Below are 16,589 nucleotides of genomic sequence, written 5' to 3'. Positions count from 1 at the left end.
AGGATTACAGGATCATATTTTGATAACTTTGATAGATTGTGTTTTTGAATCGGAATAATATCCGATAAGGATATAGGTTCCGGGAGGGAGCCGGTTAAAGGGAATTTCCGCTTGTAGCTGTCCTGGCGCATAGGTTGCACGAAACACACGGTTTCCTGACATACCAAATACCTCAATACTTTTTAAGAATATCTTTTCTGGTGTTTGCCAATTAACATTTAAGGTCTCACTAACAGGATTGGGATATACTTTTATGATTCTTCCTGCGTTAAAGTCCTCTCCCTTTTTGAGGTCAATGTTACTGTCGTTGGCTATTTTTTGTGCTGCAGCCTGGTTGTTATTGGTTAGACAATTTACACAGACCCATCGTCTTTCAATCTGATTTCCTGATGCATCATAGCTGAAAGTTAATTTTTGGGCAAACCCTGGACTTGCAAAGCTTGCTATAAGCAATGATACAAGAATAAGATAAAGTTTATTCATGATTTGAGCGTTAATTAAAGGTAATATACTAAATTACAGTTGAATATAGTAAATATTATTAAAACAAGAATTATTTTTTATTTTTTTACATTCCATAGCTTACTTTATTATCAAGGAAAAATTAGCGGGGCTAAAACTTCAGTACGGAATTGAATCTTCTGACAAAGGCAGTATCAATATTGCTTTTTTTCTTTGTAGCAAGGATGACCATTCCTTTATGTGTGTCCATTAGCTGTAAAAGACAGGACGCTTCCTGGTTGGCATACTTGTCATGGGCATCCTTTATCTCTGTACGCTTACCAAATAAGGCATCGGCCTCATCGAAAAACAGGATCCAGCCTTTCTCTTCTGCCTCAGCAAAAAGACGTTTAAGGTTCTTTTCTGTTTCGCCAATGTATTTGGAGATTACTTTTGACAGCTCTACCTGATGGACTTCCCTACCCAGTTCTTTTCCCAATAAGGCAACGGTTTGTTTTTTTTCGCCACCTGCAGGGCCATGGAACAATATTCGGTTGCTGTTTATTTTAAAGTTCATGCTTAATGGTGTTCACGAGATACCTATTAAAGATAAGGAAATAAAAAACGGGATGCAATTTACCATTGCATCCCGTTTTTTATTTCTTTACAGTTTAACTAGCAATACTGATCAAATGCACCGATCAGGCTATCAGCAATCATTTGGGCCGGACGGCCTTCAATCTGATGACGCTCGATCATGTGGACCAGTTTACCATCTTTAAACAAGGCCATAGCAGGTGATGAAGGTGGGAAAGGCATCATATAGCTCCTTGCTTTATCAACCGCTTCTTTTTCCATTCCTGCAAAAACCGTTACCAGTTTATCAGGATGCTTTGCATTGGCCGCAGCAATTTTTGCTGCCGGGCGTGCATTAGCTGCAGCGCAGCCACAAACAGAGTTTACCACTACAAATACAGTTCCTTCGGCACTGATTGCACTGTCCACATCGGCGGCTGTTTTTAATTCCTGAAAACCTACATTAGCAAGCTCTGCACGCATGGGTTCTACTAAATATTCTGGATACATATCTTTAAATGCTTTGTTAATTTCTTCTTTATGATACAAAGGTACGGCACTTGCATGTAGTATCAAAGGGTTAGCAGGAAAGGCGTACAGTTTTTACCTTCAAATGATGCGCTAATACCTTTTTTGCTAAAGGATATAATACATTTTTGCTTTGGTAAGATGCAAGCCTGTCTGCTTTTCTTCCTGCCTGTAGTTTTCTTTGAGCATCTGTTTAATGTCCCTTTCAATAGTCCGGCAAATGGTGGTTGTAGGTGTATCTGTTGGTTTATTCTCAAAAGGGTCCTGTAAATGAATGGCCATTTTTTCAATCAGAAAAAAAGAACAGGCGATGGCAATAACCAGTGGAACTGTCGCAAAGCTGAAAAACTCTATCAATCCGAAGGGCAGCAACATGATGAAGAGGATGATGGAGAAATGAATATAAACACTATACGTCACCGGAAAAATTGTATTCTTGATGCGTTCGCAACCACCCATTTGATTAGAAAAGGCCGTAAGCGTCTTATCCATCTGTACCTGCTGGTATTCATTTATCCAGCCCAGCTTATAGGCATTGCGCAAATCGCTGCCCTGCAGCTCCAGCAGTGCCAGGGGTACGTTGGTATAGTTTTTTACATACTCCAGATCATCATTACTAATGAGCCGGCCAAGCTCTTCCAGTGGATCTTGTTTGCGCAGGTGCCGGCTAAGGGCATAGCACCAGGCGATCTGCCTTTTTGCAAGGCGTTCGCAAAATGCTTTCTCATCTTCGGCACTATATGGATTGTCGACAAAGGTAAGCAACTGCCTTGTCAGCGATCTGGAATCATTTACGACTGCACCCCAGATGGTACGGGCTTCCCACCAGCGATCGTATGCCTGGTTGGATTTAAAAGCCAGCAGCAATGAAATTACAGTACCCAGAATAGTGGGCACTGCAATAGGTATGGAAATTCTGGTAATGTGAAAATTGCTGTATAACATGGTGATTAAGGCAGCGTATAGTGCAACGATCAGCATTTCCTTACCAATCTTTCCAAAGATATATTTTACCGGTATATTTTCTTTTAGTAACATGTCATAAGATTTAAGGGGTATCAAACTAAACAACCATCAAGCTTTCTTCTTCCTGCACCTGTACCGATTGAGCAAAGGAGTCTTCGCATTTTTTTAACAGAGTTAAAACCGGGAGACCACATTTGGCAATCAGCGCTGAAGGATCAATACTGGTTTTATTCAGCTTTTCACACGAACAGAAGTCGGGATGCAATATGTAGTCTACCTCATTTGCCTCAAGAAAATTTCTGAACATACTGAGTGTAGTCCCATAAAAAAATTCAATGCTAAAAGATTTGATTTCCGGCAACTGCCTTTTCAATTCATGGCATCCTTTATGAAAATCTGCGCTCACATATTCAAACTCCCTCGATCGCCTGCTGAGCATGAGCAGGTCGGTGATAGAATCGGAAAGCCTGAATAAATGAACAAAAACAATATTTACTGGTGTTCCCTTCATATTTGAACAAACTTGCGGGATACACTTCAACGTTGAGGCATTAAAATCTGTTGGGATCAGGATCGTTTTCATGACTTTTTTTTAAAGGGTTAATGATCAATTATTTGTTGATACAATATTACCCTGAGGTCATTAAAACGATATAAGAGCCCTATTAGAATTTTGTTAGAAAAACAGGGGCAAAAACTAAGCAGTTATTAGAAAGTTATTAGAAACCGGCAATATGATCTGCATTTCGGTGCCTTTTTGTTCTTCAGAACGGATACCTATAGAGCCCTTGTGCAATCTGATTATGTTTAAGGTGAGTGGCAGGCCAATTCCATGGCCTTCGAAGTCGCTGGTATTAGATGCCCTGAAAAAAGGTTCAAAGATATGTTGCTGTTCACTTTCAGGAATACCAATCCCCCTGTCGGTGATGGAGATGGCAATACGCCCGTTTTCGACGCTGACCCTGATGTCAACCAACTGATTATTAGAATATTTACAGGCATTGCCTACAATATTGCTGAGCGCCAGTTGCAAAAGGTTAATATTGCCTTCGGTACAGAGCAGTGACTCCTCTGTAGGTAAAGAGGAAAAATCGATCTGGATGACGCTGTCGGGATGTATCTTTTTTACAGCATCCGCTACAGTTATGATCAGTTCATCAATACGGATCTTTTGCCAGTTTTGTTTCTTGCCATCAAAACCGGACTGGGCCAGGCCAAGCAGGCTGGTAATGATATGCCCAAGCTTATCAGCATGATAGAGAATGGTCTTCGCCGATGCTTCGGTTTCCGGACTGATTCCTTTTTGTGCCAGCACCAATTCTGTTTCAGCAGTAATGATAGTTAGCGGCGTCTTCAGTTCGTGGGAGGCATTGCTTACAAAATTATTTTGTGTGGCAAATGCCGTCTCGAGCCGGTTGAGCATGTTGTTGAATGTCAGTACCAATTCCGACATTTCATCATTTCCATCCAGCTCTTTGAGTCGGAGGTGCAGGTTATTGGCCGAAATGTTCTTTACATTACGGATCACTGCAGTAAGCGGCCTGACAGAATAACGAGAAAAGATTTTACCTCCAACGTAAGTAAGCAATACGGAAATGACAAAGACAATGAGCAAGACTTTCCGCAGGGTTTCCAGCTCATGAAAGCCGGAAGGATCAGAGGCAGTAACGATTACGATATAATTGCCATGTTGGGTTTTGAAAAGTTTACCATAATAAAAGTTATTGTTTTTATTGTACCTGGCGTCTCCTTTGGAAACAACTGTTTTATAGAAAGTTTCGGGCAGGCTCACCGGTCTTTCAAATTGCATCCGCGTTAAAGAGTCGATCCTGATCACATAATCTTTTTCATCTTCCATCTTCTCCAGGTAGCGGCTCCGCATCTCCTGGTAAGCAATCGATTTTTCATCGGGATAGATATTGATCTCGGCAGCAAGTTTAGCCCTGGCCTGAAGGCGCTTAAAAAAATCTTCGAAGTTAAACTCAGATACAAAATAAAAGATAGCTGCATGGAACAGGACTAGTCCGATGGTACCTATGGAAAAGAACAAAAGGGTAAGCTTATTCTGGAGTTTCATTCAATACTTATTCTTTTAAAATATACCCCATTCCAAAAACAGTATGGATTAGCTTGCCCCCGTTTACATTGTCGATCTTTTTACGGAGATAATTGATGTAAACATCTACCACATTAGTTCCTAAATTGAAATCGATGTCCCATACATTTTCAAGGATCTGGATCCGTGACAGAACTTTGTTGTGATTTTTGAGCAGGTATTCGAGCAGGCGGTATTCTGTTGCAGTAAGGTTAACGGGTTTTCCGGTTTTAGTAACGGTTTTGGAAGCTATATTTATTTCAAGATCGGCTATACTGATGCGGTCTGTAACTGCAGCCTGTTTACTGCTTCGCCTGATCAGTGTACGCATACGGGCAACCAGTTCTTCCAGTTTGAATGGCTTTACCAGGTAATCATCGGCACCGCTTTCCAGTCCGGTTACAATGTTTTCCGTGCTACCAAGTGCAGTAAGCATAAGGATAGCGACATCGGTATTCCGCTTTCGGATCTCTTTGCACACCTGGATCCCGTTCATGACGGGCAACATGATGTCGAGCACGATCAGGTCAAAATCATATTTAAAAGCCATTTCCAGACCAGTTACTCCATCAGCAGCAACGCTGATCTCTATTCCTTCTTCGCTAAGCCCCCTTAAAATGACCGACACAAGATCTGGAGTATCTTCAATTAGCAAAACCTTCGAACCCTTCATATTTTTTGAAAATAAAATATGAAATGTTAAATAGCGCTTAGATTTTTAGACTTTACTTTTAAATGACTGATGAGCATTCCTTTCCTTTTCTTTTCCTATGTCTGTTCTGTTAGCACAATCTTCAAACATAGTTACCGCATAGTTGCTTCATCCCTGCTTCGGTTGTGGGTGTATCAGGTATGGCGTAAGGTTGACGTACTTACACTTTAATAGAAGATGCATAGACCAGGCGTAGCAGACACAAAGGCCTGCCAGGGTAAAATGATAACAAAATATGTATTTAGCCTTGGGGAGCCTCTACGCACTTTATGATTCGTATCTGGCCAGGTTCAGGGTTGAACAGAACTGTACGGTAAGTTTGCCTTAGTTTTATTGCCTGATGAAATTTATTTTCTTTTAAAAACAGGCTTTGGGCATAACTCAAAGCCTGTTTTGTTGCTAAGTATCTGAGTGTCAAAAGTACACCATTTGGTTTATTTGCGTAAAAATGTATAGAATTGCAGAAAATATTCAGTAATTTTAATAGGGAAAAATACAAAGGGAAATGGGTGCTTACAGTACTTATACTGATCAGGAACTGACGGCTTTATTAAAAGGCGGGGATAGGATTGCCTACACTGAAATTTATGATCGTTATAAATCGCTGTTATATAGACATACTTACAAAAAACTAGGTGATGCAGATGAAGCACAGGATGTGCTGCAGGATGTATTTTTAAATCTTTGGAATAAGAGAGAGCATTTATTGGAAGCACAAAACGTCTCTGGTTATCTGTATACTGCAATTCGTAACAAGGTGCTGAATCTTTTTGCGCAGAAAAAAGTACGGTCTAAGTATGAGGTTTCTTTATTGGAGTTTTCAGAAAGTGAATCGGCCATTACAGATCATTTGGTTAGGGAGCACCAGCTTAGTGCTTTAATAGAGCAGGAAATTAATGCTATGCCCGAAAAGATGAGAGCGGTTTTTACCCTGAGCAGGACTGAACATTTAAAGAATAAGGAAATTGCTGAACGCTTAGGTATTTCGGAACATACTGTGGCCACACAAATGAAGCGGGCTCTGAAACACTTAAGGGTACGTTTAGGGCTGGTGGTTTACCTGACTGTAATGCTGCAGGCAAAGTCGCCAATAAAAGCACAAAAAATAAATCAAAATATTTTTCAGGTCTTGTACCCGATTGTTGTTTCATAACTGTATTGGTATTATGGAAGGGCATAAACCTTCCTTTACGTTATGCAAAGGGAAGACATTAATCAATTATGGGATCGGTACAAGGCCGGTAAAGCAACGGTCGAAGATATGGCTTTGCTGGAATCCTGGTACCTGAAGTTTGACCATGCCGCACCGGATTTGAGCGAAGAGGAATTTGCGGCCAGAGTAGAAGCTATTCGTCTAAATCTTCCTGTTTCTGATTCACAAACCAGTATTCAAAAAAGGTTATGGCCACGCGTTGCAATTGCTGCAGCTGCGGTAGCAGCCATTGTTTTTGGCGTGTTCTTTTTTAAAGCGCCAAGTAAACCTGAACCTAGTTCAGGTTCTGCAAATTATACAAACGACATTGCCCCGGGTAAAAACACCGCAACCCTTACCCTTGCCAATGGTAAAACCATTATCCTAAGCGATGTTAAAACCGGGGTAATTGTTAATGCGAACAGTTTGAAATATGACGATGGCACGGCTGTAGAACGCGGGGATGCCAGCCTGCCTCAGGATGACCAATCCCTTACCCTCAGCACCCCTCGCGGTGGCACATATCAGGTGCGTTTGCCTGATGGCAGCAAGGTTTGGCTAAACGCCGCATCGAGTTTAACTTATACTGCGCCGCTAAATGAGCGTGGTGGTGTACGTAAAGTTGAACTGAGCGGCGAAGCCTACTTTGAAGTATTTAGGAATAAAAATCAACCCTTTGTAGTAACTGCCAAAAATTTGACAACAACAGTATTGGGCACACATTTTAACATCAATGCCTATGAGGATGAAAGCAGCACGAAAGCGACCTTAGTAGAGGGTAGTATTAAGCTCACGTCTTCCCGGATGAAACCTGGTGAGGGATCTCCTAGCGAAGCGGTGGTATTACGCCCCAACCAACAAGCTGTATTAAAGGGCAGTACCATTAAAGTTAGCCAGGCAAATATAGAAGAAGATATAGCCTGGAAAAATGGTTACTTCCGTTTTAACGATGAAAAGATAGAAAGCATTATGCGCAAGTTGAGCCGCTGGTATAACCTGGAAGTTATTTATAAAGGAGATGTACCGGAAGAAGAATTTACAGGTACGGTATCCAGGTATAAAAACATTAGCCAGGCGCTAAAAATGCTGGGCTATTCGAACAAGGTGCAGTTTAAAATCGAAGGAAGAAAAATATATGTTTCAAAATAATAGTTAATGGCTCTTCATCCACTATGAAAAGAATTAACCGGGTTATTTAACATAAACAGAAAGGATAAAAAAGATATAAGGAGAAGATTAAAAAAAACAAACCAGAAGTGCTTAAACACCCCTGGTTTTAGTTTGGAACCACTTAAAAAATATTAAATGTTTAACCGCAGGAGTCTGTTCCGTCGAAAGTAAAGACATACTGCTTACCAAACCAAAACAAATGTATAAAATTTATACTAACAAACTTGGTATACCTGATGGGCTGTACCATAAAATACTGCTAATTATGAGACTAACCACCATCATATGTATAGCATCCCTTATTCATGTAAGTGCAGCCACACTTGCACAAAAAATAACGCTGTCTGAAAAAAATGCGCCATTGGTTAAGGTATTTGACCAGATCAGGCTGCAAACCGGCTACGATTTCATTGTTACCAAATCAATTTTGCAACATACTAAACCTGTAAGCATCAATGTTAAAAATGCCGAACTTGACGTGGTCTTGGAAAATATATTTAAAGCGCAAATGCTTGAATATGTAATAACAGATAAATCAATTCTGATAAGGGAAAAAGAGCCTTCCTTTCTGGAAAAGGTGGTGGATGCCCTTACTCCTCCTGCTGATATTAGGGGCAGGGTATTGGATGATAAGGGTGAGCCGTTGGCGGGGGCAAGTGTAAAGGTGAAAGGTACTTCTAAAACAGCTACTACAAATAACAAAGGCGAATTCTTCTTACAGGGAGTGAATGAAAATTCTGTGTTGCTGATTTCTTATATAGGCTATCAGACAAAGGAAATAGCGGCAAGTTCTAGCCTGAGCGAAATTAGATTGGAACTGAGTACTTCAAAGCTAGATGAAGTACAGGTGATTGCTTACGGTACGACAACACAAAGGTATAATGTGGGGTCGGTAAGTAAGGTCACCGCAGAAGAGATAGCCCAACAGCCAGTTATGAACCCTTTGGCAGCTTTAGCTGGAAGAGTTCCAGGCCTAGTAATCACGCAAACCAGTGGGCTTGCAGGGTCTTCTTTTAAAGTGCAGATCAGGGGACAAAATTCATTGTCTCCGACTGGTACTGGAGTTCAGCCATTAGACAATCCATTAATTGTTGTAGATGGGGTTCCTTTTGCAGCAAACAATTCCAATATTAATCAAATGAGGTGGTTGGCATCACCAGGGGGTGGAGAATATCAAAATGAGTATGGGGGAACCAGCCCGCTTAATAGCATTAATCCAAATGACATTGAAAGCATTGAAGTATTAAGAGATGCTGATGCCACCTCTATATATGGCTCCAGAGGGTCTAATGGCGTTATTTTGATCACAATAAAAAAAGGTAAACCCGGAAAACTTAGCCTGCAAGGTAATGTTTCCAATGGTGCTAGTAAGGTAACGCGAACAATGAAAATGATGGATACAAAACAATTTTTAGAAATGCGTAGGGAGGCATTAACGAATGATAATGGGCTGCGAAACATTTTCCTTAATCCTCAATTCGCTAATTTTTTTCCAGATTTTTACGTTTATGATACAACCAGAAATGTGGACTGGGTAGATAAATTCATTGGTAATACTGCATCTACAACTGATGCAAATATCTCAACTTCAGGAGGTAGTTCAACTACTCGGTTTATGCTAGGGAGCGCCTATCATAGGGAGACGAGCGTTTTTCCAGGAGATCTGGCCTATCATAGAAATACGGTAAATGCCAGTTTTCACCATAATACGATGGATAGCAGGCTTTCATTTGATTTCTCCGTAAACTATGCCATCGATAAGAATAACTCAGCTGGGAATGCAGAGGCATTACAGGCATTTACTTTGGCTCCGGATTTTCCCGAATTAATGGATTCCCAAGGAAACCTTATTTGGAGTTATAAAGGCATTTCCTTTTCATCTTTCGCTAACAATAATCCATTTCAGTATTTGAAAAGAAAATATTCATCTGCGGCCGAAAACCTGTTAAGTCGTTTTCAGGTTTCCTATCAGTTATTGCCAGAACTGAGCTTGCGTTCCAATTTTGGATACAACACCATAAGGATTGAAGAAAATTCACAAACTCCAATCTCTGCACAACCACCTGCAAACACTGTAAAAGGCGATGCCTCGTTTGGGAATAATAATTTCAAAACCTGGATAATAGAGCCTCAAGTGGAATACAAGAAGGATATAGGAAATGGAAAGTTTACTTTTTTGGCTGGCGGGACAATACAAAAGAACCTGAACAATTCAACCCTAATAAATGCATCCGGATATACCAATGATGCTTTCCTGGGATCTGTTTCAGGTGCAGCTACCACAAGGGCATCTGGAGGATCCAGTGAATATAAGTACACTGGGATATTTGGGCGGGTGAATTATACAATGGCAAATAAATACATTATTAATTTAAGTGGCCGAAGAGATGGATCTAGCAGGTTTGGTCCCGGAAGACAATTTGGTAATTTTGGATCAATTGGAGGAGGATGGATCTTTTCTGAAGAGTCCGTAATAAAAGAAGCGATACCACTTTTAAGTTACGGAAAATTAAGGGGTAGCTTTGGAACGACCGGAAATGATGCCATTGGCGATTATCAATACTTGCCAACTTGGTCGCCTGTAAATGATATTAACTATCAAGGATCTACAGGTTATGTGCCAAACAATCTGTTTAAACCGGACTATAGTTGGGCGATAACAAAAAAACTGGAATTCGGAGTTGAACTCGGATTGAACAAAGATAAAATTTTGTTAAATATTGATTGGTATAGAAATCGATGCGGGAACCAATTAGTAAATTACCAATTGCCAACACAAACAGGATTTTCAAATGTCACCCAGAATTTCCCGGGTTTGGTTGAAAATTCAGGATGGGATTTTCAACTAAATACAATATTATTTAAAACTAAGGAGTTTAGTTGGAATACCTCTGTAAATTTGACAATTCCGAAAAATATGCTGGTTGCATTTCCTGGCATTGAAAGCTCCCCGTATTCCAGTATTTATATTGTAGGACAATCGTTAAGCGTAATAAACAAATTATTATTTGCGGGTGTTAATCCTACTACAGGTATTTTTGAATACCAATCAGCTAACGGGCCAACAATTGCCCCTGACCTTCTCATTGACAAACAAATTATTGGTAATCTTGATCCAAAATTTTACGGGGGACTGAAAACTAATTTCTCTTATAAACGATTTCAATTAGATCTCTTTTTTGAATTTAAGAAACAATTAGGAGTTAATTATCTCTATTCCATTTACTCTGGAGGTGCAATCGGTCGCACGCAAAGAAATTTACCTGCCATCATGTTGTCAAGATGGCAAAATCCGGGTGACCAGAGCGATATTCAGAGATTCTCTACAAGCTTGACTGATAATGGGTTCAAGGCGGCACAATACTTAGTTAACTCAAGTGGTGTTTATAGCGATGCCTCATTTATAAGATTTAAAACGGCTTCACTTTCATACAGTTTTAATGATTTTTTGTTAAAAAAAATTAAAATGCAGGGCTGCCGTTTATATGTGAATGCACAGAATCTCTTTACCATAACAAAATATAAAGGCCCCGATCCGGAGACACAAAGCTTATATGGTGTGCCACCTCTAAAGACAGTAGTTGCGGGAGTTCAGTTTTCCTTTTAATTATAAAAACAGATAACATGAAACGACAAGTTTTAATACATACACAGATAATAGCAGGTCTCGTCTTAATTTTTAATTTGACATTTTTAATGTCCTGTAAAAAAATGGTTGAGATTGAATTACCAAGCGATAGATTAAATTCAATAACTGTATTCTCTGATAGCGCAAATGCAACTCAGGCAGTTTTAGGTTTGTACATAAAAATGCTGGGTGGCGGATCATCAGCAGATATTTTAAGTGGAGGTGTTTCCTTATACGGTGGTCTATCTGCTGATGAGTTGGTGCCAACTGATCCCGGAGGACTGGGCGGCGTATTTTATATGAATAATGTACCTTCAACTAATGATGAAAATGAATCTAGAATATGGACAACAGCTTATAAAGTGCTTTATCCAGCAAATGCGTGTATAGAAGGCATAACTAAAAGTACCACGCTAAACGAGAATTTAAAAAGCAAATTGTCGGCAGAGGCTAAATTCGTAAGGGCACTGTGCTATTTTTACCTTCTTAACCTTTACGGAGAAGTCCCATTGATTATCAATACTGATTTCAAAAGCAATGCGATTTTGCCACGTACACCAGTTCAAGACATCTATGCGCAGATTATTAGAGATTTGAAGGATGCACAACGGGATTTGCCTCCATCGTATGTTACCAGTGGAAGGTTTAGGCCAAACCAATACACTGCTACTGCTTTGTTGGCTCGCGTATACCTATTTCAGACAGAATGGGAGAAGGCCGAAGCAGCGTCATCGGAGGTGATCGGCAATGCGACCTATCAATTGGAGCCGGATTTAAATTCAGTATTTCTAAGCGGAAGCAGAGAAGCAATTTGGCAAGTTCTCCCAGGTATATCTGGTTTTGAAACATCCGAAGGATATACATTTATTCCAGGTCGTGGATTTAGCCCTCCTGCTGGTTTAATTCCAATATACATAATAAGTACACATTTGCTGGACGCTTTTGAAACCGGAGATTTGAGGAAGAGCAACTGGTTGGCGAGCAATCTTGTAAACAATCAGACTTATTATTATCCTTACAAATATAAGCTGGGATACGATGGTAATACTTCACCTAAGGAAAGCTATATGATAGTCCGTCTTGCTGAACAGTTCCTCATTCGCGCTGAAGCAAGGGTTCGGCAAAATAATATTTCCGGTGCCGTATCCGACTTAAACAGAATAAGAAACAGGGCTGGCCTGGCAAATATTAGTAGCAACGACCAGGAAGGTGTTTTAGCAGCAGTTTTACGGGAAAGAAGGATGAAATTTTTCTGTGAATGGGGAACCCGATGGTTTGATTTAAAAAGAACAGGGCAGCTCGATGCCGTAATGACAGTTGTATCTCCTCAAAAAGGTAGTGTATGGAATTCAAATAGACGACTGTTCCCAATTCCATATTCTCAAATTCAGGCCAACCCTTATCTGGTGCAAAACCCTGGTTATAATTAGTCGATTGTTATCGAATATCCATTGGAGCATACGCTGTGCCAGTGGATATTTTAAAAAAATTTATGAAAAAAATACAATTAAGCCTGCTGATTGCATTGATATGCCATATCGGCGTAAAAGCACAAGGGACGGAGAATTGGCCTAAAATCGGAGAACCACTCCCGGCTATAGAATTTAATGATGTTCAGCATCATTCTTCTAAGCAATTGAATTTGGGTGATCTTAAAGGCAAATGGATAATTCTTGACTTCTGGAATTTTTTCTGTACCTCTTGTGTAAAAGAATTTCCAAAGCTTGATTCTTTGCAAAAGAATTTTGAAAAAGAGGTGAAAGTTGTCTTGGTGGGATATACAGGATCTCAATATGGCACCCATGATAATCAACATATTCAACAGCTTTATGAAAAAGTAAAAAAGAGAAACCAACTCTCATTAAGTATCGCTTATGACTCGACAATGTTTCATAAGCTGCAGATATACAGCCCACTAAAGCTGATTATTGATCCGAAAGGTGTGTTGCGGGCAGTTACCTATCGAATCACTGATGCAGATATGCAATCATTCATGTCAGGGAAAGAGCCCAGATTACCAAAGGCTTGGTTTAAAAACGAGAATAGAGTGACCTATGATCCTGAATTGCCATTTCTTTTAAATGGTAATGGTGGCAATGATAAAGATTTTTTATACAGATCTGTATTAGCTGAGTTTAAAGATTATATGAACGGAGACAATCAATATAAGTTCGACATTAAAGGGAATAAACTTCAAGTATTGGGAACAGACCTAGCTTCATTGTACAGATTCGCTTATGTAGGAGCTGGTATTATCAATTACGGCGATGTGCTCTATGGGAAAGTTGCATTAAAACCAATCCTTGAGCTAAAAAATACCGCTCCTTTTAAAGTGGATTTAGATATACGATCAGGCTTGTATGCATATAGCATTAACTTTCCGCCTGATAAATCATCAAAAGCCAAAGTAATGAAAATGGTACGGAGAGACCTGCAGAATTATTTCGGATTTATAGTTGAAATCGAAACCAGAAAAATGCCTATTTGGAACTTAGTTGTGACAACAAAAGTACCACCAACGTCAAAACTACCTGAAGATGTTGCTAATTATCCCTTTGATTCTGTCAGAAGTATGCTTTACGGCATTGCTTCAGCCTATAGTAACGATGGATATGTGTTTGTTGACGAAACCAATTCAAAGGTGAAGATTGATATCAACCTGAGATGCAAAATGGACAACCTGGAGGATGTAAAACGTGCATTAAGCGAAAACGGTTTTGATCTGGTAAAAGGAGAAAAAGAAATGAAAGTAGTAGTCATAAAAGACAGTACAGATGAAGATTAACGCTCTTGTTTTTAGTTTACTTTTCCCCGTGCTGGTGTGGGCGCAGGAAAAGCATGTGATTTTGGTTAGTATTGATGGTCTTCGCCCTGAGTTTTATCAGGGTGGAGGCTATCTTTTGCCTAACCTGCACAGGCTGATGAATGAAGGGGTGTATGCGAAACATATGAAAAGTGTATTTCCCAGTTATACCTATCCATCCCATGTGGCGATGGTCTCTGGGGCAATGCCGGGCCGTGGTGGCATTTATTATAATGCACCTATAGGCGGTGATGGTGAATGGTATTGGTTTACTAAGGACATTAAGATCCCAACGCTTTGGCAAGTGGCTAAGCAGGCTGGTTTAACTACTTCTGCTATAGAATGGCCAGTAAGTGTAGGTAATGAGATTACCTATAATATTCCGGAAATCTGGGATGTGAAACATCCATCGGACAGGATAACCGAAGTAAGAAAGTATGTTACTAAAGGGCTGATCGAGGAGGTTGAGAAAGCCATAGGTAAGCTAGACAGTGTAAACATGAGCGAGGAGAATCTAAGCCTTGATGCAAATACTGCTAAGATGGCAGCTTACATTTTCAAAACTCACAAACCTAATTTCATGGCCCTGCATTTTGCCTGCGTGGATGGTGCCCAACATGAGCACGGCAGGAATCATGAAAAGGTTACTGCGGCAATTGTTAATGCTGACAAAGCGATTGGAACTGTATTAGATGCTATTGAAAGTTCTGGGTTAAAAGAAAATACAACGGTTTTGATTGTAGGCGATCATGGCATGTCGGATATTCATACGGTGTTTAGACCCAATATGCTGATTAAGGATTTGCCTGCAAAGTTTGTTGCCGCGGGCGGTTCTGCTTTTTTATATGTCAAAAAAAATGTTTCCAATACTGAGTTTGCTGGAATTGTACAATCGGTAATCAGGCAATTGGATGCTTTACCTGCTGAAAGGCGAAAACTGTTTAGGATTATGGACCGCAAGGAGCTGGACAAAATGGGTGCGGATTCCAGCGCGGTAATGGCTTTAGCTGCTGTTCCGGGTTTGGTATTTAGCGGAGCAATTCAAGCGGCAAAGCCTGTAAATTTTGGCCCCGGGACGCAGGTGCAACAGAATTCCCTAGAAGGATTGTTTGTACCAACAACAGGCGGGCATCATGGCTATGATCCGAACTTACCAGAAATGTATACCGGCTTTATTGCTGCTGGTGCAGGTATTAATAAAGGGAAGGTGATCGATGAATTGTGTGTAACCGATATAGCACCGCTGATAGCCAAACTTTTGGGGCTTGAGTTTAAGACGCCTGATGGGAAGCTGGTACCAGGAATTTTAAACAGCAGTATGATCAACCAAACTATTAAATGAAGTTAAAAATGAACAAATTAATAAAACTATCCACCAATTCGTTTTTTAGAGCTGCTGTTGGCGACCGCGGCCTAAGGGTTTACAAACGCGAAGTAGACGGTCGGCTTGGGATGCCTGGCCTAAGTGCATTGGTTATAAAAGTTACCGGGCATAAGCCCAGACACGATGAGGCGTACTGTTTTGTAGTGCGCAACCAAAATAGGGTTAAAATATTGATCACGAACCAGGACAGCACCAGTATGTTGGAAGTATTTGACCAGCAGGCACAGGGCATTAAGGAAGAGTTTGTGGAACTGGGCTTGCTTTAATAAAACAATGCGATCATGTTCGATATCAACATCAGCCAAAAACTAAGGGCTTTGCGGAAAAATCGGGGCTGGACACAAAGCGATATGGCAGCGCAGCTGGATATTTCTGTGCCGGCTTATTCGAAAATAGAATGTGCGCAGACGGAATTGACGTTGAGCCGCTTAAAACTGCTTGCTGCTATGCTGAAGGTAAAGGTTTGCTGGTTGCTTGACGAAGAAGAAGCTGTGCTGCACCAGGAGAATGAGGAACTGAAAGAGAAATTGAGGATGAGCAATATAGAAGTGATGGGCTTACAGAAAAGATTGCTGGCTTGTTTTGAACGGCGGTAAAATTAACGTCTCTCCTTTCATAAACGGGTGGGTTTATAATGGAACCGGGAGTGTAGGCAGCTCCCGGTTTTTTTAAGGTTGAGGTTCATCAAAATATTGATAATGTAGCCAAATAATTATGATTGACAAAAATATTTTACTGGCCCGTTTCTGGGCAAATGCAAACCAGTTTACAACTGCCGACGGGATTGAGATTGACCTGCATGGGGATGACATCGTAGTGGTATCTACCACATTGAAAAATACGGCCGGATCCCTTCGCGAAATACAGATGATGGCAGAGTTTGGCCTGGATGCTTTTATAGCCGAAATGGAGGTTCAGCTGCTGGATGATGTGATGGAAATTGACCTGAACATGTTGTTTGCCTGGCTAATTGGCGGCATTTTAAAGGGTAGCTATTGTAAAACTGGAAGAATTTTTTTTCTGCTTTTCCATTTATCGCAAAAAAATATTGTAGTAAGAACCAAAATAATATAAAAACGACTAATTAACTGAAC

16 protein-coding genes are annotated in these 16,589 nt (G+C 40.3%); 9 read left to right on the top strand and 7 right to left on the bottom strand.

The features are described 5' to 3' along the window. Nucleotides 1-12: 12 nt before the first annotated feature. From HDC92_RS22395 to HDC92_RS22365, 7 genes are all read right to left on the bottom strand, one after another. The gene (locus tag HDC92_RS22395) at nt 13-483 is read right to left on the bottom strand and encodes a T9SS type A sorting domain-containing protein (protein WP_183877180.1); all 471 of its coding nucleotides are present in this window, start codon (nt 481-483) and stop codon (nt 13-15) included. Nucleotides 484-613: 130 nt separating this feature from the next. Next, nucleotides 614-1,018, bottom strand: coding sequence for an ATP-binding protein (locus HDC92_RS22390; protein ID WP_183877179.1), 405 nt, complete (start codon nt 1,016-1,018; stop codon nt 614-616). A gap of 98 nt (nt 1,019-1,116) precedes the next feature. Continuing rightward, nucleotides 1,117-1,527, bottom strand: a complete 411-nt coding sequence (locus HDC92_RS22385) for a BrxA/BrxB family bacilliredoxin (RefSeq protein ID WP_183877178.1) — start codon at nt 1,525-1,527, stop codon at nt 1,117-1,119. A gap of 126 nt (nt 1,528-1,653) precedes the next feature. Next, nucleotides 1,654-2,583: a bestrophin family protein gene (locus HDC92_RS22380; RefSeq protein WP_183877177.1), complete on the bottom strand. Its 930-nt coding sequence runs from the start codon at nt 2,581-2,583 to the stop codon at nt 1,654-1,656. 25 nt (nt 2,584-2,608) lie between these two features. Further along, nucleotides 2,609-3,094, bottom strand: a complete 486-nt coding sequence (locus tag HDC92_RS22375; protein ID WP_015809471.1) for a hypothetical protein — start codon at nt 3,092-3,094, stop codon at nt 2,609-2,611. Nucleotides 3,095-3,208: 114 nt separating this feature from the next. Further along, nucleotides 3,209-4,588: a sensor histidine kinase gene (locus tag HDC92_RS22370; RefSeq protein WP_015809472.1), complete on the bottom strand. Its 1,380-nt coding sequence runs from the start codon at nt 4,586-4,588 to the stop codon at nt 3,209-3,211. A gap of 7 nt (nt 4,589-4,595) precedes the next feature. After that, nucleotides 4,596-5,279, bottom strand: coding sequence for a response regulator transcription factor (locus HDC92_RS22365; protein WP_183877176.1), 684 nt, complete (start codon nt 5,277-5,279; stop codon nt 4,596-4,598). Between the two features lie 544 nt (nt 5,280-5,823). Here HDC92_RS22365 and HDC92_RS22360 point away from each other — a divergent pair. From HDC92_RS22360 to HDC92_RS22320, 9 genes are all read left to right on the top strand, one after another. Next, on the top strand, nt 5,824-6,471 hold the full coding sequence (locus HDC92_RS22360) for an RNA polymerase sigma factor (protein ID WP_183877175.1): 648 nt from the start codon (nt 5,824-5,826) through the stop codon (nt 6,469-6,471). 42 nt (nt 6,472-6,513) lie between these two features. Then, on the top strand, nt 6,514-7,659 hold the full coding sequence (locus HDC92_RS22355) for a FecR family protein (protein ID WP_183877174.1): 1,146 nt from the start codon (nt 6,514-6,516) through the stop codon (nt 7,657-7,659). 220 nt (nt 7,660-7,879) lie between these two features. Further along, entirely contained in the window at nt 7,880-11,287 is a 3,408-nt protein-coding gene (locus HDC92_RS22350) for a SusC/RagA family TonB-linked outer membrane protein (protein ID WP_183877173.1), read from the top strand. A 17-nt stretch (nt 11,288-11,304) separates the two neighbouring features. After that, nucleotides 11,305-12,738, top strand: a complete 1,434-nt coding sequence (locus tag HDC92_RS22345) for a RagB/SusD family nutrient uptake outer membrane protein (protein WP_183877172.1) — start codon at nt 11,305-11,307, stop codon at nt 12,736-12,738. Nucleotides 12,739-12,800: 62 nt separating this feature from the next. Further along, on the top strand, nt 12,801-14,093 hold the full coding sequence (locus HDC92_RS22340; protein WP_183877171.1) for a TlpA family protein disulfide reductase: 1,293 nt from the start codon (nt 12,801-12,803) through the stop codon (nt 14,091-14,093). Further along, the gene (locus HDC92_RS22335) at nt 14,083-15,453 is read left to right on the top strand and encodes an alkaline phosphatase family protein (RefSeq protein ID WP_183877170.1); all 1,371 of its coding nucleotides are present in this window, start codon (nt 14,083-14,085) and stop codon (nt 15,451-15,453) included. The genes HDC92_RS22340 and HDC92_RS22335 overlap by 11 nt, the downstream gene beginning before the upstream one ends. Nucleotides 15,454-15,461: 8 nt before the next feature. Beyond that, nucleotides 15,462-15,761 (top strand): IS66 family insertion sequence element accessory protein TnpB, encoded by a 300-nt coding sequence (gene tnpB / locus HDC92_RS22330; RefSeq protein ID WP_183877169.1) that lies wholly within the window; start codon nt 15,462-15,464, stop codon nt 15,759-15,761. A 15-nt stretch (nt 15,762-15,776) separates the two neighbouring features. Next, nucleotides 15,777-16,091: a helix-turn-helix domain-containing protein gene (locus HDC92_RS22325; protein ID WP_183877168.1), complete on the top strand. Its 315-nt coding sequence runs from the start codon at nt 15,777-15,779 to the stop codon at nt 16,089-16,091. A 118-nt stretch (nt 16,092-16,209) separates the two neighbouring features. Continuing rightward, complete coding sequence (locus HDC92_RS22320) at nt 16,210-16,569, top strand: hypothetical protein (protein WP_255484648.1); 360 nt, start codon at nt 16,210-16,212, stop codon at nt 16,567-16,569. Nucleotides 16,570-16,589 lie beyond the last annotated feature (20 nt).

Source organism: Pedobacter sp. AK017 (assembly GCF_014200825.1).
Lineage (GTDB): Bacteria > Bacteroidota > Bacteroidia > Sphingobacteriales > Sphingobacteriaceae > Pedobacter > Pedobacter heparinus.
This window is presented reverse-complemented; position numbering and strand designations above follow the sequence as displayed.

Bases quoted from the DNA above. Each gene is read 5' to 3' on its own strand.
- HDC92_RS22360 (WP_183877175.1), top strand. From the start codon at position 5,824: ATGGGTGCTTACAGTACTTATACTGATCAGGAACTGACGGCTTTATTA.
- HDC92_RS22340 (WP_183877171.1), top strand. From the start codon at position 12,801: ATGAAAAAAATACAATTAAGCCTGCTGATTGCATTGATATGCCATATC.
- HDC92_RS22325 (WP_183877168.1), top strand. From the start codon at position 15,777: ATGTTCGATATCAACATCAGCCAAAAACTAAGGGCTTTGCGGAAAAAT.
- HDC92_RS22370 (WP_015809472.1), bottom strand. From the start codon at position 4,588: ATGAAACTCCAGAATAAGCTTACCCTTTTGTTCTTTTCCATAGGTACC.
- HDC92_RS22350 (WP_183877173.1), top strand. From the start codon at position 7,880: ATGTATAAAATTTATACTAACAAACTTGGTATACCTGATGGGCTGTAC.
- HDC92_RS22335 (WP_183877170.1), top strand. From the start codon at position 14,083: ATGAAGATTAACGCTCTTGTTTTTAGTTTACTTTTCCCCGTGCTGGTG.
- HDC92_RS22365 (WP_183877176.1), bottom strand. From the start codon at position 5,279: ATGAAGGGTTCGAAGGTTTTGCTAATTGAAGATACTCCAGATCTTGTG.
- HDC92_RS22380 (WP_183877177.1), bottom strand. From the start codon at position 2,583: ATGTTACTAAAAGAAAATATACCGGTAAAATATATCTTTGGAAAGATT.
- HDC92_RS22320 (WP_255484648.1), top strand. From the start codon at position 16,210: ATGATTGACAAAAATATTTTACTGGCCCGTTTCTGGGCAAATGCAAAC.
- HDC92_RS22385 (WP_183877178.1), bottom strand. From the start codon at position 1,527: ATGTATCCAGAATATTTAGTAGAACCCATGCGTGCAGAGCTTGCTAAT.
- HDC92_RS22355 (WP_183877174.1), top strand. From the start codon at position 6,514: ATGCAAAGGGAAGACATTAATCAATTATGGGATCGGTACAAGGCCGGT.
- HDC92_RS22375 (WP_015809471.1), bottom strand. From the start codon at position 3,094: ATGAAAACGATCCTGATCCCAACAGATTTTAATGCCTCAACGTTGAAG.
- HDC92_RS22395 (WP_183877180.1), bottom strand. From the start codon at position 483: ATGAATAAACTTTATCTTATTCTTGTATCATTGCTTATAGCAAGCTTT.
- tnpB (WP_183877169.1), top strand. From the start codon at position 15,462: ATGAACAAATTAATAAAACTATCCACCAATTCGTTTTTTAGAGCTGCT.
- HDC92_RS22390 (WP_183877179.1), bottom strand. From the start codon at position 1,018: ATGAACTTTAAAATAAACAGCAACCGAATATTGTTCCATGGCCCTGCA.
- HDC92_RS22345 (WP_183877172.1), top strand. From the start codon at position 11,305: ATGAAACGACAAGTTTTAATACATACACAGATAATAGCAGGTCTCGTC.